Below are 19,178 nucleotides of genomic sequence, written 5' to 3'. Positions count from 1 at the left end.
AACTCATTTAAATCACTTTGCTATTAAGTACAAATTGATTCTTAGAGCGAACCAGATTGCTTGGCAGGAGCTTAAAAATATGGCAGCTTAAAATTGACCGTGCGTAACATGAGTTAATAATCACATCAATGGTATCCGCTATGGTGTGGGCATGAGGCATAGTTTTGCTAAAAATTGGGAACTAATGCTAGATTATAGCCAGGTAAATTATAGCTCAGTTAAAAGCCAAGTTTTTGAACCTGTCGGGGCCGTATTGAAGCAAACTAAAATTGCCTCCAATACTGCACAAGTGGGATTTGGACTCATTTACCATTTAGCTTAGTTAGTCTTTAGGGCATGCGATAATTTAATCCTATTTTCGCAACTGTAGGAAATAAATTACGCCTCCCTTAATAAATTTAAATAAAGATTTAACTAAACTCGGTCTCACTAGGATGTTTTGTTCCAGGGGTTTCATTCAGGTATGATACAGAGGTTTTTCAGATGCCAGCCAACATAGAGCTCTAAGAACTGTTCTCTCTAGCCTGTTTCGCCACTACTCGTCCCGGATGTCTTATACCCTTTATTTCATAGCTATGGTTTTTAGGATTAATTAATTTTTGCTTAGTGAATTCTATTTACTAAGCTTTAATTATCAAAGAAATAACATAACAGCAATAGATGATAATCAACACACCACCATGCCAAGGTGATAAAGATTTTTTGTAATTATAATTTAAGAAAACAAGAAAGAGGGCCAGGAAAATCATAATGGGCATATCGCGCCACAAAATGATGGCATTAATTTTAGAGGGATTTATGAGCGCCGGAAAAGCTAAAATAAGTAGTAAATTATAAATATTCGAACCTAATATAGTTCCGACCGCTAAATCCTCTTCTCCTTTAATTGCCGCAAGAATGGCCGTACTTAATTCGGGTAGGGTTGTTCCAATTGCTTGTATGGTTAAGCCCAAGGCAAGTTCATTAATATGCATCCAACTAACAAGCTCCGTTGTTGTGAGCACAATGTATTTCGCGCATATGGGAAGGATGACTAGTCCTAAAATGATATTGGTAATATTTGTCTTTAATGAACGTGTAGTAACCATGGCACTTTTAAACTGATCGACTATAGGATCTTGGGGTTTAGTGTGATGGGCTATGTAGATAAAAGCCGAGATAATAATGAGGCAGCCCAATAGCATTAAACAGCCATCTATATGACTTAAATAGCCATCCAAAATAAGACTATAAACAAATAACATTGCAATAATTAAAATGGGGTAAGTTTTTTTCAAACTATTAAAGTTAAGTGCTGAAGGCTTTAGAATAATAGTAATACCTAATACGAGGCCTATGTTTGCGATATTAGAACCAATACTATTGCCTAGAATTAAATTATCTTCATCTTTAAACGAATCCATGATGGAAAAAAATAATTCGGGAAGCGAAGTACCTAGGGCTACAATAGTTAAACCTACTATTAAGGGCGGTAATTTAAAACGATGGGCAAGATCTGATGCTCCTAATACCAAATGATTAGCAGCCCAGAGCATAGCAATGATGCTAATAAAGAGTATTAGTAGGGTATGCATAAAATCGCTCAATGAACAGTATTTATTGATGATAATACGAGATTAACTTGCAAGATATAGCCTATCAATCAAAACTATAAATTTTTAAGATTAAATTTTATTTTCTATAAACAGTTGATTTAAAATGTGATTAGTTGGCTTAGCCAAGCCTATATCTTTTAAATTTTTCTGCTGAAACCATTGCCCCTGAGGCTCTGCCACTATTTGATTTGACCCTTGAGTTTTCATCAGTATGGCGTCAATTTCCAACTGAAAATGGCTAAAACGATGAGTTAATGAGGTCAGATGTTTTATTTCCTGACTTTCAAAGTGGTATTGCTTTTTGATATAGGTTAAAGGGCAAATGTCCTTGTCAATACTAGGAAAACACCATAAACCGCCCCATAAACCAACCGGTGGCCTTTTTTCTAGATAAATCCTATTACGGTCAACTAAGACCAAAAATTGTTGGTGTTCAATGGGTAAGGATTTTTTAATTTTTTTGGTTGGATATAAGTGCTGTTCATTATACTTCAATGCTTGGCAATCTGTTTGCACAGGACACGCAGTACATTTGGGCTTTCTTAAAGTACAGCAAGTTGCCCCAAGATCCATAATTGCTTGAGTATATTCAGCACAACGGGACTCAGGCATGCATTCATCAGCTATCTTCCATAGCATTTTTTTTATGGCGCTTTGTTCTGGCCAGCCTTGGATACGGAAAAAACGGGTTAGAACGCGCTTAACATTTCCGTCTAAGATAGCGGCAGGTAAATTATAGGCTTGTGATAAAATCGCAGCGGCTGTAGATGGGCCTATGCCAGGTAAATTGGTTAGCTTATCCTGTTCTTTCGGCATTAAGCCTGAATAGTCTCTACTGATAATCTTAGCCGTTTTATGAAGATTTCGAGCCCTACTGTAATATCCTAATCCTGACCACAGGGCAAGAACCTTATCCTCTTCCGCTCGTGCTAAATGATGAACGGTAGGAAACTGTTCCATAAAACGATTGAAATAGGGGATTACAGTTTGTACTTGTGTTTGTTGTAGCATGATTTCAGAAACCCAAATCCGATAGGGATCCTTGGGTGTTTGCCAAGGCAAATTTTTTCTACCATGCTTATCGTACCACGCTAATAAAGGTTTACTAAATTGCTCTTCTAGACGATTTATCAACGAATAAATCCTTTAATTTGTTTCCCTAACAGTTTTAAAGGTTTTTTAAAATTAGGATTTGTTAATAGTTGACCTACAAGAGGCCCGATACTTTTAAAGTCTGGGCTAATATTAGGGTGCTCAAGGGTACCTGAGAGAGCTAAAGGAAAATAACCACCAACGAGGCTTTGTATTTTTTGCATGCTTTCGTCATTATTGTTAATAGTAACTTGCAGTTTGGAGTTCATTGTGTGGTTGTTTAAATTAATGGCCCCATCACCTTTCACTTGTAATTTATCCGTTTGGATAATAAGCGCATTGGTGGAGAATAACTCATTTTTTAATTGATAATCGAGATTGGCTAGTTTAAATTCAGTATCTCCTTGAGTTAGCGTACTTTTGTTCAACTCATCCAGAGAACCAATACTGTTTAAATTGCCACTCATCAATTGGGTTAACTTCCCTTTTAATTGATTAAGTACTTCATCCATATTGACCCCATATAACTTTCCGTCTTTAAGCGTTATTTGGCCTTTTCCGACAAAAGATTTTAAAGAAAATAGATCAATTGGAAAATTAGCATGAATAGAGTAATCCATGGTTCCACTTAATAAAGGGTGACCTATTAGAACATTAAACAATTCTTTGCCATTTAAATTTGTAGCAGTTTGATTAATTGCAATTTGATGATTGCTAAAGGTGTAATTCATCGTTCCCACTGCTTCGCCACCATACAGTGAGACGGTAAGTGGATTGAAGGCTAGATTGTCTTTATTCGAATTAAGGGTAGTATTAATTTTGTTTATCGCGATCTGATTAAATGTAATATTTTGTAAAAGCAGTTGTCCTTCTACCGAAGGGATAGCGGTTCCTTTACCTAAGTTATTGATAATAGCATCGTCTAGGTTTAAACGGCCAGTAAAAGCAATAGATGCTCTTATTTTAGTGTTATTATTAAGTTTACTTAGACGCGTTTTAATTTGAATAGGAAAGGAGTGACGTTGCAAATTAAAATCTTCAATGGCAATTTGGACATTTTTTAATTGGGTTTGCTCTTGATTCTGATTAATTAGGACTTGGCTATGGGTTATAGTAACTCGTTGAATGGCAAATTCTTTATGGGACACTGACTTATTTTCATTCTTTTGACTAGCTAAGGGGCTGATTATCTTAGGAGTATTTGTATTAACTTCTAACTGGAGCCCATCAATTGCTAATTCATCAAATAATAGAGCCCCTTTTAATAAATTACTGAGTTTTACATTAAATACTAAGGAATTAATTTTGGCATTATAGTTGTCACTGCGTTTAGCTGAGCCAATTTGAATATTTTGTATTTTTAATGAGGGATTAGGGAAGAATTGCCAGGAAATAGCGCCATCAATTTGACTTTCCTTATGAGTAATAGCAGTTATTTGCTGAGCCACAAAGCGTTTGATTGTCTCTGGTTGTATATTTTTAGTGAAGAACCATAAAGCAGCGGAGACTAAAAAAATTAGGCTAAAAAGAACTAAAAATATTTTTCCTAATAATTTCATAGTAAAAAACCGGAGGATAAAAAACTAAGCATAGCGATAAAAAAATGACTGTCAAGTTTCCTTTACATCTATTTTAGCCTTCTCAATTTAGCAAACTGTTGATGTTAATAAGTTTTTACATAAAAAACTGCGTCTTTTCATTGCAAGAATATAATTGTCCATCTAGACTGGATAATGAGCCCGATGATTACAGGAGTAGTCTCATGGATAATGGATTATCCGAGGTAGTAGTCTTACGTCCTACTATTGTCTTTTTTTCTTTTTTAGCTTCACAGTTGGGCGAAGATAATCTTCCCAGTTTTAAATCCTTGCAAACTGATAATACAGCCTATTTATTAAAAAAGGGGGCTACTCAGGATGACACACTTAATGAGCTTGAGCAGCATTTCCGGAAAATGTTTCGTCATGAAATTTGTCGCTGGTTGGGTAAGGATGCTCGTAATCAAATTGAAAAAAGTTTTCTTGATTTTTTATGTTGCTTTAAACTTGAGTTTCATTCTCATCTTATCGTATTAGAGTCCTCTTTAAAGAACGCTCATAATATGTTGCAATTGCGTCCACGAGCGAAATTGCTTCAGTGGTTGAATAAAGCTGTGGAAAATGAGCCGGAGTTGAGTGAGGTGATGGAGCAAGTAAATCTATCTCATTTGACTGAAAATGCTTCAGTTATCATAAAAAATTTTAATAACTTAAATGAAATAAAGCCTTTTCTTGAACGTTATTATGAATCAATTTTTTCCACAGCTATGAGCCGTATCACCAATGACTCACAACAGTGGCCGAAAATTTTATCTTATCAAGAGTTCACTCGTTATTTCTCGATCGAAATTCATACGCAATTAATTTCATATGCAGCTTAGGAGTGTAGTATGGAACCAGGAATCATAGCCCTTATTTGTGCAGCTGCTTTTGGTGGTGTCGTTGCAATAGCAGCCTTTGTTCGTCAAATTATTTTAAGTCGTGATAAGCTTTTAAATGATGAAGCACAACGTCGCGCTATTACGCAGGAAGCAGCAGAATTAGAAAAAATGCGCGAACAAATGCAAAGCAGTAAACGCTTTGATTCTCATTATAAAGTCTTAGGTTCTAATAAAGATGCCATCATCTATTTAGACAATAAAATTGAGGAAATTTTACATAAAAAGACCAGTTTGATAGAGCGATATAGCCAACTAACCTTAAAAGAATCCGGGGCAATTGTTGATGGTAAAATTTCTAAAGATCGTAAAGTCGCCTGTGATCGCTTAAAAGCTGAAATTGATGAAGAAATGAAGTTTTATAATGAAGAATTGATAAGCTTCCAACAACGCAGGACTTCATTATGGGATACCCATAAGGATTTGCAAGAATATTTATTAAAACAAGAGCAAGCCCGCAATGCCAATTTAGATGCTATTTATAAACAGCATTCAAGTTTATTGGAAAAAATATATCTGCGCCATACTGACAATGCGGAACATGTAGCGACGCAAAGCATTAATGCGGGTACGACTACTTTCAAATCAATCATTATGGCGCCCATCCATTTTTTATTGCAGTATTTTAATCTTTCTTCGGGTATTTCTTTATCGCAAGCCCAAGTTGAGCAAGCTGCGCGTGATGATGTGGATCAAATGGAGAAAGATGTAAATGATTCGGAGCAAAAGGATGATGATTTAGAGCAAAATAATGATAAAGACTCTGAACAGCAAAAAGACAGTCAAGAGGATGAAGGGGAGCAAGCTGAAATAAGTTTTGCTCGTGCGTAAATACTATCCGATTGAGTTAATTAGTGACATTCATAGGGATGTATATTACAATCTAGCGCTATATGGCCAGACAGATTTAAATGGTGAGCTAAATTGAGCTCACTATATGAAAAGCCAAGGCGCATCTACATCTCGCAAGCTTGGTTAAGCCGAGATTTTCCCGCAGGATGAGGTTTTCTTTATCCGAACGCGCGTTTAAGTTGCAATCTCTCTGGTTATTTCCTTATAAAAATGGAACAAATAAGGATTTTCTCGAATTAATAATTTTGAGTTTCTAGTTAAGTTCACAATATTTCGTCTCAGATGAAAAATGGAGTAAAAGCAAATGTTAAAACAACGCAATTTTTGGTTAGTAGTTTTTCTTTTCGTTTTTTCTATAGTAAGGCCTGGATTTAGTTTAAATTTAGATACTCTCTTGCCGGACGAGCGCAATACTATTGAGGTGTTTCAAAAAACATCTTCAAAAGTTGTTTATGTACATCGTCTTGCCACAGTCACTAATCGTTCATTACAAAAAGCTCATATACCCGATGGGGCAGGATCTGGAATTATTTGGGATAATAAAGGACATATTGTTACCAATTTTCATGTAATTAATGGTGCTGATGATTTAGCTATTACCTTAGGGAATATGACTGTACCGGTAAAAGTAATTGGAGCAGAGCCGCGTAAAGATATAGCCGTTTTAAAAATTAAATCCCCCCAAGCTCTTAAGCAATTGCAAGCATTTCAACCATTTGAAATAGTACAGCAAAGCGACCTTATAGTCGGCCAGAAAGCTATTGCCATAGGTAATCCATTTGGCCTAGATCACAGCTTATCTAAAGGAGTTATTTCTGCTTTAGGGCGACAGGTTCCTGGTATTGGCGGTGTCACTATTCATAATATGATTCAAACGGACACCCCCATTAATCCAGGTAACTCTGGAGGTCCTTTATTAAATAGCGCTGGCCAATTAATTGGTTTGAACACCATGATTTTTTCTCGCTCAGGATCTTCAGCCGGGATAGGTTTTGCGGTCCCTGCTGATGATATTAAGCGCATTGTCTCTCAAATCATTGATCATGGACGAGTTGTTTTATCCGGAATCGGTATTCAACGCGTTGAACCTAATATTGCTAAGCGCTTGGGAGTGAAAAAAGGAGTTTTAATTGCAGATGTATTGCCTAATACTCCAGCTGAACATGCTAAGTTACGAGGAACTTATCGAGACTCTTGGGGCCGTATTGCAGTAGGGGATGTGATTGTTGCGATTAATGCTCATCCGGTCGCTGATTATGATAACTTATATCATATGTTATCGGAAATTAAAGTGGGTGAACAAGTGACTCTTTCCATTCAAAGAGGCCATAAACAAATGGATGTTAAAGTAAAAACTATTGATATTGCTGCCCTATAGATATTTATTCTCTTATAAATGTAGCTTTGCCGTTGCAAGGCTACACTTTAGTTATCCTCCTATAGTATCATTGCTAAAATACTGAAGGCAGGAGATAAGGATGTTGCTTAATAGGAAAGATTCGCTTTTATTATTAATTGATGTTCAAGAAAAGTTAGTCCCGTTCATTTCTAATAAAGAACAATGTATCCCCCGTTGTGAGTGGTTATTAAAGCTTGCAGCAAAAATGCAGGTCCCTGTTTTTGCCAGTGAGCAGTATCCTAAAGGGCTTGGTTCTACAATTTCTGAACTTTATTCTTATATTCCTTCCACCGAATTTATTGAAAAAGTTCATTTCTCTTGTATGCAAGAGCCAAATTTTGTTCATCGTTTAACTGAACATAAAAAAAATCAATTAATTCTATTAGGGATTGAAGCACATGTTTGCGTAATGCAAACGGCATTAGAATTAAAAACAGCGGGATTTGAAGTATTTGTTGTGGTGGATGCTGTTGGCAGTCGTTCCCCATTGGATTACAAATACGGATTAAAGAGAATGAAAAATGCCGGCATTCATTTAATTACCGCTGAAATGGTTTTCTTTGAATGGCTAAGACAATCTAATATTCCTGATTTTAAAGCCTTGAGCAAAGAATTTTTACAATAAGCTCGCATTCATTTAGTAATAATAAAAGCATAAGGGAGAATTTTCTATGAATTTTGCTAATCATATAGCGCTAATTACTGGTGGGGCTTCAGGTATGGGTAAGGGTTGCGTATCCTATTTGAAGCAGCGTGGTATGAAAGTAGTAGTATGGGATAAACAAGAATCTAGTGAGACAGAGGCTGATTTATTTTTAAGTTGCGATGTAAGCAATGAAGAGTCTGTAAGCCAAACAATGAAGCTTACTCTAGAGAAATTAGGTGCGCCCAGAGTTTGTGTTAATTGTGCAGGTATAGCTCCAGCAAAGCGAATTGTCGGCAGGGAGGGCCCCATGCCTTTAGCTGCATTTAAACAAGTCATTGATATTAATCTCATTGGTACCTTCAATGTAATGCGAGTAGTCGCTCATGCTATGTCGACTTTAGAATTAGATAATAAAAGTCAAGAACGAGGCCTTATCATTAACACGGCTTCAATAGCCGCTTTTGAAGGACAAATTGGACAAGCGGCCTATAGTGCATCCAAAGGGGGGGTGGTTGCCATGACTTTACCCGCTGCAAGGGAATTAGCACAGTTTGCTATCCGGGTTAATACTATTGCCCCAGGATTAATTGCTACCCCTATGCTACTTAATATGCCCCAAGAGGTTCAAGATAAATTGGCGGAAGAAGTTGTTTTTCCAAAGCGTCTAGGACGGCCTGAGGAGTTTGCCTTATTAGTCGGTCAACTCATTGAAAATACGATGCTAAATGGTGAAGTCATCCGTTTAGATGGAGCTTTACGAATGAAGTGATGAACTCTAAATAAGCATTTTTTTAGGTCTTGAGGCATAAGCCAGGACCTAAAAAAAACCTTTACGGAGATCATTTAAGAGTATCTAAATCAAAATTCTTTCATTTTCTATTTCTACTGCGTTTCTTTCTTAATACACGCTTATCATTTTTTAAAGCGGGCTGTATTCATAAAATAAAATGAGAGCATTCTAAGCTTCACGGTGATGGCCTTCACCTTTTTTTGAGGACTTAATATTACCCGTTGCAGTATAAACACTGACGTCTTTTCCTTTACCAGACAAAATATTGACGATTTCTTCGCGGGTATGAATATTAGTAGCTATAACTTGGCCATTAATAGTATTTAATTCACGACATTTCGTTAATTCATTACTGAGTTCTTTATTTAAGTTATTAATTAAGCTTGCCTCTTGGGGAGGACATTCTTTGAGGAATTTCTGTAAAAATTCACTAGGGGATTGGGTTTCCGGATCACCAATTAAGCTTAAGCGCTCTTTGGAACTTGCCTCTAAATTATTAGAGAGAGCTTGTTTTTTATCAGCTATCTCCTCCAACTTCTCAAACTGCCTATTAGTTAATACTTCTTTTTCCTCTACTAGAATAGTATTTAATTCTCTTATCCATTCAATCTCTTGTTTTAAGTGTTTAGCTAAAACTTGAACATCATTATTATTATTCATTGAATCGTCCTAAATTAAGCCAGTTCTACATTATTTAACATGCGTTTAGCAATTTCATTACTATTTATTTGATAATTACCTGCTGCAATTTCAGCCTTAATATGAGCGACTTTTTTTGCGTCTACTTCAGGAATATCTTTTAAAGATGCTTTTATTGACTCTAATTGTTTGGATGCTTCACTAAAGTTGACGTTATCAGAAGCAGCAGAAGGCTGCTCAGCAACAGGCTCCTTTTTTTGACGATCTCTGGTATTAAGGCGATTTAACTCTATCGCTTTCATGCCAGCAGAATCGTTGATCTGATTAACCATGATTATATCCTCTAGTACGTTTGACATAGTTATCGGCTCCTTATAAAAATTCTTTAGTAAATTTGTTTAAAATTTAACCTTTTAAAGTCTTTAAATAACTAAAACAGTACTATCTATATGGCTACATTCACTTTTTTATTACCCGCAACTTGGGCTTCAATAATTTTATGTGAGGTAGTATTCTTTACTTTAATCACATCCCCTAATACTCCGTCACTTAAAGCAATGCCATCCATGGTGATTTTTAGGCTACCTGCAATAGCAACAATACTTACTTCTTGTCCTTTAAGCACCATTTTCGCTGATTCGATTTGATAGGGCGTTATGATTGTATCAGGCGGAAGGTCTTTTTTACAAACCAGCCCATTTAAATCCTTGAGATCCGTATAATATCCTTGCTTTAATTTCTGAGCATCCATTTCGGCACGATATAAATCTTTATCGGTTAGAGTCTCTCCCTTTCTTAAGGCTCTTTTATTCAACAAAACTTCTTTTAAAAGAGTGACTCGAACCGGAACATATAAAGTCCAATGATTAGTTTCTTCTGTGCATTTTATACCCATTGTGCTGCTATTAAGCAAGGCGCTGTCGTAAGGATTAAAAATTTCTAAACGCTCATCAGCACAAGCCCTCAATTTAAGACGAGAGTCTAATTTTCCTACATTGACTTTTATTTTACCTTGAGCTTGTCCTACTAATTGATTGAGCATATAGCTTTCTATTTTATATTGGATAGCAGAGAGTGATTGTACTGCTGATTCAGTTTCAGCCCATAAACAAGTGCTTGCAAAAATTAGAAAAATACTTAGTATGCTTTTTTTCACAATAATACCTCTTGTTCTCATTGTTATCATCCCTTGCAAATAATGAGCCAACTTTAAAAGGAGTATAACATGAGACGCTCATGGCCTGTCTACTTATTGTTTTTATGCACATTTTCTCTTTATGCGAGTACTCACCGACCACAGGATTTTCTAAACCAAATAAAAGGCTCAACCAACGAGGGAGCCCAAATTTATCAACACTTTTGTGTCAATTGCCATGCCTCTAAACCCATTATCCCTTTAGGTGCTCCACGTTTTGGCGAGCAAAAAGATTGGAATGATCGATTAAAACAAGATATCAAAATCATTTTTAAACACACAGAAGAGGGGATGAATGCTATGCCTCCACGGGGTGGTTGCTTTGAGTGTAGTGATGAGCAGTTGGCCTTGGCTCTAGTCGAAATGCTCCCCTCTAAGGCCAAAAAAAGAATTTATAATGAGCTTGTAGGTCATAAAAAAATCACAAAGTAAAAAAATTTATAAAAAAAGCTAAACCTATTTCTAAATCTCCCGATAAAGAAAAAAAAAGAGGGAGAAAAAAAGTGAAAAAACAACTAGTGTTGGTACCAGTATGTGCTTTGGCTGCATCCTGTGCTTCTATGGATAGATCGACCGCTGTAGTAGACGATGCAGGTTATACTCATTACACAATGAGCATGGCGTCAGATCATAAAGGAGCAAATTATTTTCCAGAGAAACAGCCCGCAACCGGTAAAAAGGTATTTGTTTTTGACCCTAAAGCAACAGCATGGGCAGCTTATGATAAAGACGGTAACCGGGTCAATACTGGTAGTGCCTCAGGAGGAAAAGATTTTTGCCCTGACGTAGGTAGACCTTGTAGAACGGTAACGGGTAATTTTAAAGTTTATTCTAAAAAGGGAGAAGATTGTAAATCCAGTATTTATCCAATAGAAACTCATGGCGGCGCAAAAATGCCTTATTGCATGCACTTCTCGGGTGGGTATTCGATACATGCGGCCTACGAAGTTCCTGATTATAATGCTAGCCATGGCTGTATACGCGTATTACCCAGTGCAGCGAAATGGTTAAATGAAGACTTTATTGATATAGGTACATCTGTAGTGGTAAAACCCTATTAAAAAAGGATAGGTTAAAAACATAATACATCAACTAAAATCTTTCTCCACTCTGACCCTGCCTTGCAGGGTTTTTTTTACTCGGGAGGGGAAAGCCATCTTTGGCCCATCTTCAACGATAAGGCTTAAGGATAAATGCTCACATACTGATGTATGCTGCGCTTTTTCCTTAAGCCTTATCGTTAAACCTGGACTCAAAGCTGACTTTCCTCTAGGTCTTTTTTGGGTTCTTGATTGCGCTTTGCTTATCTGCAAATTATAGATGCACTCCGCTAGAAGGCGGAGTTTAAAAAGATAGAGCTAGTTGTTGTAGCTAGAAGTTATTATTGCTGATTTTTATTTATTTGATCTTGCATTGTTTTTAGTTGGCCTTGAATTTGGGTATTGGCTGTTTGAATTTGGTTTTGTAGGTCTGTTTGTACTTTTTGAATTTGGGCTTGCAGTTTAGTATTTAAATCAGCCAATTGTTGTTGTTGCTGGGCTTGTAGGTCTTTAATTTGAGTTTGAATTTGCTGATTTAATTTCACTTCACCCGGGGTAAAACCGTCATCTGCAAAAGCGATAGAAGAAAAGGCCGCGGTACAGAAAATAATTTTTGCTAGTAATTTCATATCTAAATTCCCTTTATTTGATAAACACTATCTCACTTTAGCTAATTAAAATTTATTTGCATAGAGGTACGATTTAATTATTCAAGGAAATATAGAGTTAAGTAAATGGGGGAAATGCTTGCTAATAGCAGAACAAGCACTTATTATTTTTCTCTTTTTATTTAGAGCAAAATGATGATGCTGTGTATTGATGTAGGAAATTCTCATATCTATGGGGGCGTGTTTGACGGGGACGAAATAAAACTACGCTTCCGTCATACCTCTAAAGTCAGTACATCCGATGAGTTTGGTATTTTCCTTAAAAGTGTTTTACGTGAGAATAATTACAATCCGCAAGATATAAAATCTATTGGCATTTGTTCTGTTGTGCCTCAGTTAGATTACTCTATACGAGCAGCTTGTGTTAAATATTTTTCTTGTGAACCCTTCTCCTTACAAGCAGGAGTCAAAACAGGTCTCAATATCAAATACCGTAATCCTATAGAGGTTGGAGCGGATAGAATCGCCAATGCCATAGCGGCAACGCATAATTACCCTAATCAAAATTTGATTGTAATTGATTTTGGGACAGCGACTACCTTTTGTGTTATCACCGCTCAAAAAGCTTATTTAGGTGGCGCTATATTACCCGGCGTGCGATTATCTGTTGAGGCCTTGTCAAAAAATACGGCTCGCTTACCGTCTGTCGAAATCATCAAACTCGATCAGGTGGTGGGACGTTCTACAATTGAAAGTATCCAATCTGGCGTTTATTATGGTGCTTTAGGAGCATGTAAAGAATTAATTCATCGGATCAATAAAGAATCTTTTAATAATCAAGAGTCGATAGTCCTTGCCACTGGCGGCTTTGCTTCATTATTTGAAAATCAACACGTTTACGATTATTTAGTCCCAGATTTAGTGTTACAAGGTATTCGCATAGCCTCGCTAATGAATAGCTAATTCCTTTCCCTAAAAATAATTATATCTAAGACCGCACAAGGCTCACTTAATTTTCTTAGTGATTTATTAGTGAGCTACTGTCCATTTTTCTTCCATTATTTGTAAAAAAATTTATCTATCGACGCATTTTTTCTTGACGAGGGGCGAAATGTGTTTCTATAGTGTATAAAAGTGGGTTAAAATAATAAAAAAGTGGGGAATTGTGGAGGTGGAAATCTTCGCAATGAGGAAAACATGTTTCGTGGAATAAATACCATCACTATTGACACTAAAGGGCGCTTAGCTATACCCACGCGCTATCGAAGTGCTTTAGGTGAGGAAGAGAAAGTTCCACTGGTTGTAACTATTGATACCGAAGAAACCTGTTTACTTTTATATACCGCCACTCAATGGCAAATAATTGAAAATAATTTACAGAAGTTACCTAGTTTTAATGCAGCAGCGCGTCGTATTCAGCGCTTATTGATAGGTCATGCAACAGATATAGAGTTAGATGCCAATGGAAGGGTACTGTTACCCCCAGTATTACGGATCTACGCCCAGTTAGAAAAAGACGTGGTAATGATTGGCCAAGGAAATAAATTTGAAGTTTGGAATAAAGAGCTTTGGGAAGCAAAACGTGAACAATGGTTGGCTGAAGAAGCTTCTCAAATTGATGCATTACCCGATGAAATGAAAAACTTTTCTTTGTAATGGAAAAAAAATGAAAGCGCATCAATCAGTATTATTAAATGAATCGATAGAGGCTTTAGCAATAAAGGCTGATGGTATCTATTTCGATGGTACTTTTGGGCGTGGTGGACATAGTCGAGCGATTTTAAAGGCCTTAAATTTAAAAGGGCGTTTATATGCAATAGATAAAGATCCCGATGCAATTACTTATGCAAAAGAACATTTTGGTGCGGATAATCGCTTTCATATGATTCATGGCTCTTTTGCTGATATTCGTCAATTTGCTGAGGAAAGACAGGTACTTGGTAAGGTGGATGGTATCTTACTTGACTTAGGTGTTTCTTCTCCGCAATTAGATAATCCTGAACGGGGTTTTAGTTTTATGCAGCAAGGTCCTTTGGATATGAGAATGGATCTCACCCAAGGTTTAAGTGCGCAACAATTTGTTAATGAAGCGCCTGTGGAAGAAATGATTCAAATATTTAAACTATATGGTGAGGAGCGTTTTGCAGGTCGCATCGCCCGAGCCATTGTCAGCGCACGTGAAACAACACCGATTACCACTACTTTGCAATTAGCTGAAATTGTGAAAGAAGCAAATCCTAAATGGGAAAAACACAAACATCCTGCCACTCGGGTTTTTCAAGCAATCCGAATTCATGTAAACCAAGAATTAAATGATTTGCATCGTTTTTTAGATAACTGTATTGATGTTTTGGCTCCGGAAGGCCGCCTAGCAGTTATTAGCTTTCATTCCTTGGAGGATCGCGTAGTCAAGCAATTTATGCGTGATAAAGAGCAAGGCGAGCGTCTTCCTCTAGAGATTCCAGTTCGTTTTGAAGAAACAAAAACTAATTTTAAACGTGTGGGAAAGGCAATAATGCCTAATGATGATGAAGTTAACAACAATGTAAGAGCCCGTAGTGCTGTGCTTAGGATAGGGGAGAAACGAGCATGAATGCTGCAGCAAGAGTAATTAATCAAAGTAATATATTCCATGGTCACTTAGCAGAGATGCAAATGTCAAAATCAGCGTATATGTTGATATTATTGATGGCTGCTGTATTGATTAGTGCTTTAGGGGTTATTTACAGCACCAACTCTTATCGCTCAACTTTTAATCAAGTGCAGCAAGAAGAACAGCAAACCCACCATTTACAGTTACAATGGGGACAATTGTTATTAGAGCAGGCAAGTTTAGCAACACCTGCGCGAGTGCAAGAGCTTGCGAAAACTAAATTAGAAATGGCTTTTCCTGATTCTAAAAATACCTTCTTATTACACCCACAACAAGCTTTATAAAAGGAAGTAATCGAGATGCTTTTAAGCATCTCGAAAAAAATTAAATCTTAAGGTACACTGGCGTCAAAATAGATAATCATTCGTAATGACAGAATTTTTACTAGTCTATTTAAAAAATTGGATAGCCAGCAGTTATCCAATATTCGAGCAACTTAGGGGTTGTGATATAAATCAATTATGAAAAAATCAAATCATCGAGCAAGGCTGATTACTGTCGCTACTTTTTTTTGTATCCTTTTAGCCATCTTAGTCTGGCGTATGGTTGACCTTACTGTTTTACACCGCAAATTCTTACAAGGGCAAGGTAATGCACGAAGTTTAAGAGTAGTAGATATTCCATCCTATCGCGGCATGATAACTGACAGGCACGGCGTGCCTTTGGCAATTAGTACTCCAGTTGAATCAGTTTGGGTGAATCCCAAAGAATTTTCTCCTGATAAAGAACAGTTTATGAAATTGGCTGAGTACTTAAATCTATCCCCTAAAGAATTAAGTAGAAAAATAGTTCATAATGAAAGCAAAGGTTTTCTTTATTTGCAGAGGCAATTACCACCACCACTGTCAAAAAAAATTGCCAAATTAAAAATTCCAGGCGTAAATCTGCAGCAAGAATTTAAACGTTATTACCCTGAGTCTGACAGCATTTCGCAATTATTAGGCTTTACTAATATTGATGATCAAGGCTTAGAAGGAATTGAATTAGCTTATCAAGATTGGCTGATGGGGATTGTGGGTAAAAAAAGAGTTATTAAGGATCGAGTTGGACGTGTTATAGAAGAGCTAGGGGTGATAAAAGAACCACGACCTGGACATGATTTACATCTAAGCATCGATAGAAGACTACAGTACCTAGCCTACAGTGAATTATATAAAACGGTGGAGGAGTTTAACGCTAAATCCGGTTCGGTTGTTGTGGTTGATACTCAAAATGGTGAGATTTTAGCTATTGCTAATTATCCTTCTTATAACCCTAATTCGCGCGGCAAATATGATAAAGAATCTTATCGAAATCTTGCATTAACTGATACCTTTGAGCCTGGCTCTGTAATGAAACCTTTTAGTATTGCAAGTGCTCTCGAAACAGGCTTGTTTACTCCTGAGACCATTATTGATACCAATCCAAGTTGGATGACTGTAAATGGCAAGGTCGTCCGCGATATCCATAATTATGGGGTCTTGGATGTAACCGGGGTTTTGCAGCATTCAAGTAATGTGGGCGTAACTAAAATGGTGTTAGCAAGTCCCCCTGAACAGCTCATTGGTTTATTGCAACGTAGTGGTTTCGGCCAAAAAACGGAAACGGTATATCCGGGCGAAAGTGATGGCTCTATAGTTAAAGTAAAAGAAGCCACGCCATTTGTTTTAGCAACCTTAGGTTTCGGTTACGGTATTTCTTCAACCGCAATTCAGTTAGCAAAAGCCAGTATGATTTTTGCTAATCATGGAAAATTAATCCCAGTTACCTTAATTCATAATGATAAACCATCAAGCAGTGTACAAGTAATTCAGCCAAAAACGGCAGAACAAGTTTTAGCGATGATGGAAGCTGTTTTAGGTAAAGACGGTACAGGAAAAAGTGCTCGTGTTCCTGGTTATCGGGTAGCTGGAAAAACGGGGACTGCGCGTGTAGCTGGAAAAAATGGCTATAAAGATAGAAAATATACTTCTAGCTTTATGGGGATTGCTCCGGTATCTAATCCTAAATTTGCCGTGGTCGTTATCATTCATGAACCTTCACGTAAAGGTTATTATGCTGCGGCAGTTGCAGCGCCTTTATTCTCCAAAGTAATGTCTGGTGCTTTACGTTTATTCAATGTTCCGACTGATGATCCCACAGGCTAATAATATCGTATGAATTTATGAGGAGCTTCTTTCTGTGAAATTAACTCAATTATTTGAAGGATGGTTAAATCAGAATCTTAATGATTGCGATATTAAGGATTTAAAAAATGACAGCCGTTTAGTGCAAAAGGGTGATGTATTTATTGCCTACCCTGGCGCTGCAACGGACGGACGTTTATTTATCAAAAAAGCGGTAGATGCTGGGGCAAGTGCCATCGTGTATGAACCTGATAATTTCCCCGCCTCCGTTAGCTTACCGACTACTATCCCATCTATTGCTATAAGGGATTTAGCCCAGCATTTAGCAACAATTGCCCAAATATTTTTTAATAATCCCAGCCACTCATTGCGAGTCACAGGGGTCACCGGAACGAATGGAAAAACCACGATTGCCTATCAGCTCGCTCAAGCCCATTCTCTCTTAAAGAGAAAAGCGGCTTATATTGGGACGATTGGTCAAGGAGAGGTTGATCAATTACAGCTGCTAGAAAACACAACACCAGATGCTCTTTGTTTACAAAAATTGCTTCATCAGTATTTCGCCTCAGAAATAAAAGAAGTATGCATGGAGGTTTCCTCCCATGCCTTAAGCCAACATCGGGTTGATGGTATTGAATTTAAACAAGCGATTTTTACGAATCTCAGCTTGGATCATTTAGATTATCACCATACAATGGAAGCCTATGCAAAGGCAAAAGCCCAATTGTTTGTGAATAAGCATCTAGAGACAATCATTGTGAATAATGATGACCCCTATAAAGATTGGATGCTTAAATCAGTTAATAGCCAAGTCGAAGTAATAAGCTATGGAATGACTCCAGAAAGCGATGTCTATGTTGCCGCTTGGCAAAGCGACATGCAGGGCACCTCTATGGAGCTAGTGTCTCCCTGGGGAGCTCATCAATTAATCATTAAGGCTTTGGGGCAGTTTAATATTTATAATTGTTTAGCTATTTTTAGCAGCTTAATGACCAGTGGATATCCACTAGATCAAGTGCTTACCGTGATGGCTCAATTAAAAGCAGCCCCAGGCCGGATGGAAATTGTAGCCCAATCCCCTTATGTGTTAGTGGATTACGCCCATACACCTGACGCTTTAGAAAATGCGTTAACTACTTTATTACCCTTGAAAAAAGGCGATTTATGGGTCATTTTTGGTTGCGGTGGCGACAGAGATAAAAGTAAACGTCCGATTATGGGAAAAGCCGCCAGTGATTACGCGGATAAAATTGTTATAACTAGCGATAATCCCCGCACCGAAGACCCAGAGCAAATAATCAAGGAAATTGTTGAAGGCATCCCCTCATCAAGGCAAATAACAAGATTAATTAAACGCGAAGAGGCTATCGCTTATGCCTTACACCATGCTAAAAAAGAAGACATCATTTTAATTGCTGGAAAGGGGCATGAGGCCTATCAGCAAATTGGTACTAAAAAATATGTATTTTCTGATCAAGATCTAGTTAAAGAGTTATTGAAAAAGCTATAAATCATTTAGGCTTGATCGCAATCTCAAGCTTATCAATAGTTTCTTGAGTGGCTTGATTAGAAAAAAATGAAAAATCATTATACGCTTGGCTTTGTTTAAATAATTTAATCAAGGCATTAGCGAAAGCATCAAAAAGTCTTTGCCAGTTTGGCTTGTCATTAAAAAGGTCTCTGGTTTTAGTGATTTGTTTCATCATGTCATTAAAAAATTTATTTTCATTCTTGTCGATTAAATAAGCTTGAGTAATTTTCTCCACCTGTTCAATAAATTGATTTACTTTTAATCGTTCAAAAAAAGAAGCTTCTTTTCGTAAACGAGCACTTTCTTTTGCAATTAACTGCGTCAAGTGAACGACTTTAGGTTCTTCATATAATCCTTTGGTCAGTGCTAGGAAATTTAAATGCACTTGCGCCCATTCCTCTAGGCCTGGTCGATGTAGATGCTCAATTTCTATTATTTTACTCATGTTACGCACGGTCAATTTTAAGCTGCCATATTTTTAAGCTCCTGCCAAGCAATCTGGTTCGCTCTAAGAATCAATTTGTACTTAATAGCAAAGTGATTTAAATGAGTTTTTA

The 19,178-nt window shown here is 37.0% G+C and carries 23 protein-coding genes; 14 read left to right on the top strand and 9 right to left on the bottom strand.

The window, feature by feature from the left end:
- Window positions 1-7 precede the first annotated feature (7 nt).
- The 4 genes from ELY15_RS16080 to ELY15_RS06605 form a co-directional block, all read right to left on the bottom strand.
- Window positions 8-160, bottom strand: coding sequence for a hypothetical protein (locus tag ELY15_RS16080; RefSeq protein WP_158617420.1), 153 nt, complete (start codon window positions 158-160; stop codon window positions 8-10).
- A gap of 460 nt (window positions 161-620) precedes the next feature.
- Window positions 621-1,574 (bottom strand): calcium/sodium antiporter, encoded by a 954-nt coding sequence (locus tag ELY15_RS06615; protein WP_127098875.1) that lies wholly within the window; start codon window positions 1,572-1,574, stop codon window positions 621-623.
- Window positions 1,575-1,664: 90 nt separating this feature from the next.
- Window positions 1,665-2,726, bottom strand: coding sequence for an A/G-specific adenine glycosylase (mutY, locus tag ELY15_RS06610; RefSeq protein WP_127098877.1), 1,062 nt, complete (start codon window positions 2,724-2,726; stop codon window positions 1,665-1,667).
- Window positions 2,726-4,246, bottom strand: coding sequence for an AsmA family protein (locus ELY15_RS06605; RefSeq protein WP_127098874.1), 1,521 nt, complete (start codon window positions 4,244-4,246; stop codon window positions 2,726-2,728). The genes mutY and ELY15_RS06605 overlap by 1 nt, the downstream gene beginning before the upstream one ends.
- Before the next feature lie 203 nt (window positions 4,247-4,449).
- Here ELY15_RS06605 and ELY15_RS06600 point away from each other — a divergent pair, with 203 nt between their 5' ends.
- The 5 genes from ELY15_RS06600 (at window position 4,450) to ELY15_RS06580 (ending at window position 8,829) form a co-directional block, all read left to right on the top strand.
- Window positions 4,450-5,106 carry a hypothetical protein gene (locus ELY15_RS06600; protein WP_127098873.1) on the top strand — a complete coding sequence of 219 codons (657 nt, stop codon included), beginning with the start codon at window positions 4,450-4,452 and terminating at the stop codon, window positions 5,104-5,106.
- A gap of 9 nt (window positions 5,107-5,115) precedes the next feature.
- On the top strand, window positions 5,116-5,994 hold the full coding sequence (locus ELY15_RS06595; protein WP_127098872.1) for a hypothetical protein: 879 nt from the start codon (window positions 5,116-5,118) through the stop codon (window positions 5,992-5,994).
- A gap of 325 nt (window positions 5,995-6,319) precedes the next feature.
- Window positions 6,320-7,393, top strand: coding sequence for a S1C family serine protease (locus ELY15_RS06590; RefSeq protein ID WP_127098871.1), 1,074 nt, complete (start codon window positions 6,320-6,322; stop codon window positions 7,391-7,393).
- 100 nt (window positions 7,394-7,493) lie between these two features.
- Window positions 7,494-8,039, top strand: coding sequence for a hydrolase (locus ELY15_RS06585; protein WP_127098870.1), 546 nt, complete (start codon window positions 7,494-7,496; stop codon window positions 8,037-8,039).
- A 46-nt stretch (window positions 8,040-8,085) separates the two neighbouring features.
- On the top strand, window positions 8,086-8,829 hold the full coding sequence (locus ELY15_RS06580; RefSeq protein WP_127098869.1) for an SDR family NAD(P)-dependent oxidoreductase: 744 nt from the start codon (window positions 8,086-8,088) through the stop codon (window positions 8,827-8,829).
- A 189-nt stretch (window positions 8,830-9,018) separates the two neighbouring features.
- Here the strand turns inward: ELY15_RS06580 and ELY15_RS06575 are convergent, their stop codons facing one another.
- From ELY15_RS06575 to flgA, 3 genes are all read right to left on the bottom strand, one after another.
- Window positions 9,019-9,510, bottom strand: a complete 492-nt coding sequence (locus tag ELY15_RS06575) for a flagella synthesis protein FlgN (RefSeq protein WP_127098868.1) — start codon at window positions 9,508-9,510, stop codon at window positions 9,019-9,021.
- A gap of 14 nt (window positions 9,511-9,524) precedes the next feature.
- Entirely contained in the window at window positions 9,525-9,848 is a 324-nt protein-coding gene (gene flgM, locus ELY15_RS06570) for a flagellar biosynthesis anti-sigma factor FlgM (protein ID WP_127098867.1), read from the bottom strand.
- An 86-nt stretch (window positions 9,849-9,934) separates the two neighbouring features.
- Complete coding sequence (flgA, locus tag ELY15_RS06565) at window positions 9,935-10,645, bottom strand: flagellar basal body P-ring formation chaperone FlgA (protein WP_127098866.1); 711 nt, start codon at window positions 10,643-10,645, stop codon at window positions 9,935-9,937.
- 69 nt (window positions 10,646-10,714) lie between these two features.
- Between flgA and ELY15_RS06560 the strand changes: the two genes are divergently transcribed.
- Window positions 10,715-11,116, top strand: coding sequence for a cytochrome c5 family protein (locus ELY15_RS06560; protein ID WP_127098865.1), 402 nt, complete (start codon window positions 10,715-10,717; stop codon window positions 11,114-11,116).
- Between the two features lie 71 nt (window positions 11,117-11,187).
- A complete protein-coding gene (locus tag ELY15_RS06555; protein WP_127098864.1) occupies window positions 11,188-11,745 on the top strand; it encodes a L,D-transpeptidase in 558 nt (185 codons plus the stop codon).
- A gap of 320 nt (window positions 11,746-12,065) precedes the next feature.
- Here the strand turns inward: ELY15_RS06555 and ELY15_RS06550 are convergent, their stop codons facing one another.
- Window positions 12,066-12,353, bottom strand: a complete 288-nt coding sequence (locus ELY15_RS06550; protein WP_127098863.1) for a hypothetical protein — start codon at window positions 12,351-12,353, stop codon at window positions 12,066-12,068.
- Between the two features lie 174 nt (window positions 12,354-12,527).
- On the opposite strand from ELY15_RS06550, the gene ELY15_RS06545 reads away from it, so the two are divergent.
- The 6 genes from ELY15_RS06545 (at window position 12,528) to ELY15_RS06520 (ending at window position 18,600) form a co-directional block, all read left to right on the top strand.
- The gene (locus ELY15_RS06545) at window positions 12,528-13,295 is read left to right on the top strand and encodes a type III pantothenate kinase (RefSeq protein WP_127098876.1); all 768 of its coding nucleotides are present in this window, start codon (window positions 12,528-12,530) and stop codon (window positions 13,293-13,295) included.
- Window positions 13,296-13,529: 234 nt separating this feature from the next.
- Window positions 13,530-13,988 (top strand): division/cell wall cluster transcriptional repressor MraZ, encoded by a 459-nt coding sequence (mraZ, locus tag ELY15_RS06540; RefSeq protein ID WP_127098862.1) that lies wholly within the window; start codon window positions 13,530-13,532, stop codon window positions 13,986-13,988.
- A 10-nt stretch (window positions 13,989-13,998) separates the two neighbouring features.
- Window positions 13,999-14,925 (top strand): 16S rRNA (cytosine(1402)-N(4))-methyltransferase RsmH, encoded by a 927-nt coding sequence (rsmH, locus tag ELY15_RS06535; RefSeq protein WP_127098861.1) that lies wholly within the window; start codon window positions 13,999-14,001, stop codon window positions 14,923-14,925.
- Window positions 14,922-15,269: a cell division protein FtsL gene (ftsL, locus tag ELY15_RS06530; RefSeq protein ID WP_127098860.1), complete on the top strand. Its 348-nt coding sequence runs from the start codon at window positions 14,922-14,924 to the stop codon at window positions 15,267-15,269. Before rsmH ends, ftsL begins: the two co-directional genes overlap by 4 nt.
- A 177-nt stretch (window positions 15,270-15,446) precedes the next feature.
- Entirely contained in the window at window positions 15,447-17,111 is a 1,665-nt protein-coding gene (locus tag ELY15_RS06525) for a penicillin-binding protein 2 (protein ID WP_127098859.1), read from the top strand.
- A 34-nt stretch (window positions 17,112-17,145) separates the two neighbouring features.
- On the top strand, window positions 17,146-18,600 hold the full coding sequence (locus ELY15_RS06520) for a UDP-N-acetylmuramoyl-L-alanyl-D-glutamate--2,6-diaminopimelate ligase (RefSeq protein WP_127098858.1): 1,455 nt from the start codon (window positions 17,146-17,148) through the stop codon (window positions 18,598-18,600).
- Between the two features lies 1 nt (window position 18,601).
- Here the strand turns inward: ELY15_RS06520 and ELY15_RS06515 are convergent, their stop codons facing one another.
- Entirely contained in the window at window positions 18,602-19,006 is a 405-nt protein-coding gene (locus tag ELY15_RS06515) for a hypothetical protein (protein WP_158617419.1), read from the bottom strand.
- Here ELY15_RS06515 and ELY15_RS16075 point away from each other — a divergent pair.
- A complete protein-coding gene (locus ELY15_RS16075) occupies window positions 18,985-19,167 on the top strand; it encodes a hypothetical protein (protein WP_158617418.1) in 183 nt (60 codons plus the stop codon). The genes ELY15_RS06515 and ELY15_RS16075 overlap by 22 nt on opposite strands.
- Window positions 19,168-19,178: the final 11 nt, after the last annotated feature.

Source organism: Legionella sp. km772 (assembly GCF_003989735.1).
Lineage (GTDB): Bacteria > Pseudomonadota > Gammaproteobacteria > Legionellales > Legionellaceae > Legionella.
Note: the sequence above shows the minus strand (reverse complement) of the source record. Positions and strands in the feature narration are given on the sequence as shown.

Coding starts and splice junctions, on each gene's coding strand:
- ELY15_RS16080 (WP_158617420.1), bottom strand. CDS start 160: ATGCCTCATGCCCACACCATAGCGGATACCATTGATGTGATTATTAAC.
- ELY15_RS06615 (WP_127098875.1), bottom strand. CDS start 1,574: ATGCATACCCTACTAATACTCTTTATTAGCATCATTGCTATGCTCTGG.
- ELY15_RS06605 (WP_127098874.1), bottom strand. CDS start 4,246: ATGAAATTATTAGGAAAAATATTTTTAGTTCTTTTTAGCCTAATTTTT.
- ELY15_RS06600 (WP_127098873.1), top strand. CDS start 4,450: ATGGATAATGGATTATCCGAGGTAGTAGTCTTACGTCCTACTATTGTC.
- ELY15_RS06595 (WP_127098872.1), top strand. CDS start 5,116: ATGGAACCAGGAATCATAGCCCTTATTTGTGCAGCTGCTTTTGGTGGT.
- ELY15_RS06590 (WP_127098871.1), top strand. CDS start 6,320: ATGTTAAAACAACGCAATTTTTGGTTAGTAGTTTTTCTTTTCGTTTTT.
- ELY15_RS06585 (WP_127098870.1), top strand. CDS start 7,494: ATGTTGCTTAATAGGAAAGATTCGCTTTTATTATTAATTGATGTTCAA.
- ELY15_RS06580 (WP_127098869.1), top strand. CDS start 8,086: ATGAATTTTGCTAATCATATAGCGCTAATTACTGGTGGGGCTTCAGGT.
- ELY15_RS06575 (WP_127098868.1), bottom strand. CDS start 9,510: ATGAATAATAATAATGATGTTCAAGTTTTAGCTAAACACTTAAAACAA.
- flgM (WP_127098867.1), bottom strand. CDS start 9,848: ATGTCAAACGTACTAGAGGATATAATCATGGTTAATCAGATCAACGAT.
- ELY15_RS06560 (WP_127098865.1), top strand. CDS start 10,715: ATGAGACGCTCATGGCCTGTCTACTTATTGTTTTTATGCACATTTTCT.
- ELY15_RS06550 (WP_127098863.1), bottom strand. CDS start 12,353: ATGAAATTACTAGCAAAAATTATTTTCTGTACCGCGGCCTTTTCTTCT.
- ELY15_RS06545 (WP_127098876.1), top strand. CDS start 12,528: ATGATGCTGTGTATTGATGTAGGAAATTCTCATATCTATGGGGGCGTG.
- mraZ (WP_127098862.1), top strand. CDS start 13,530: ATGTTTCGTGGAATAAATACCATCACTATTGACACTAAAGGGCGCTTA.
- rsmH (WP_127098861.1), top strand. CDS start 13,999: ATGAAAGCGCATCAATCAGTATTATTAAATGAATCGATAGAGGCTTTA.
- ftsL (WP_127098860.1), top strand. CDS start 14,922: ATGAATGCTGCAGCAAGAGTAATTAATCAAAGTAATATATTCCATGGT.
- ELY15_RS06525 (WP_127098859.1), top strand. CDS start 15,447: ATGAAAAAATCAAATCATCGAGCAAGGCTGATTACTGTCGCTACTTTT.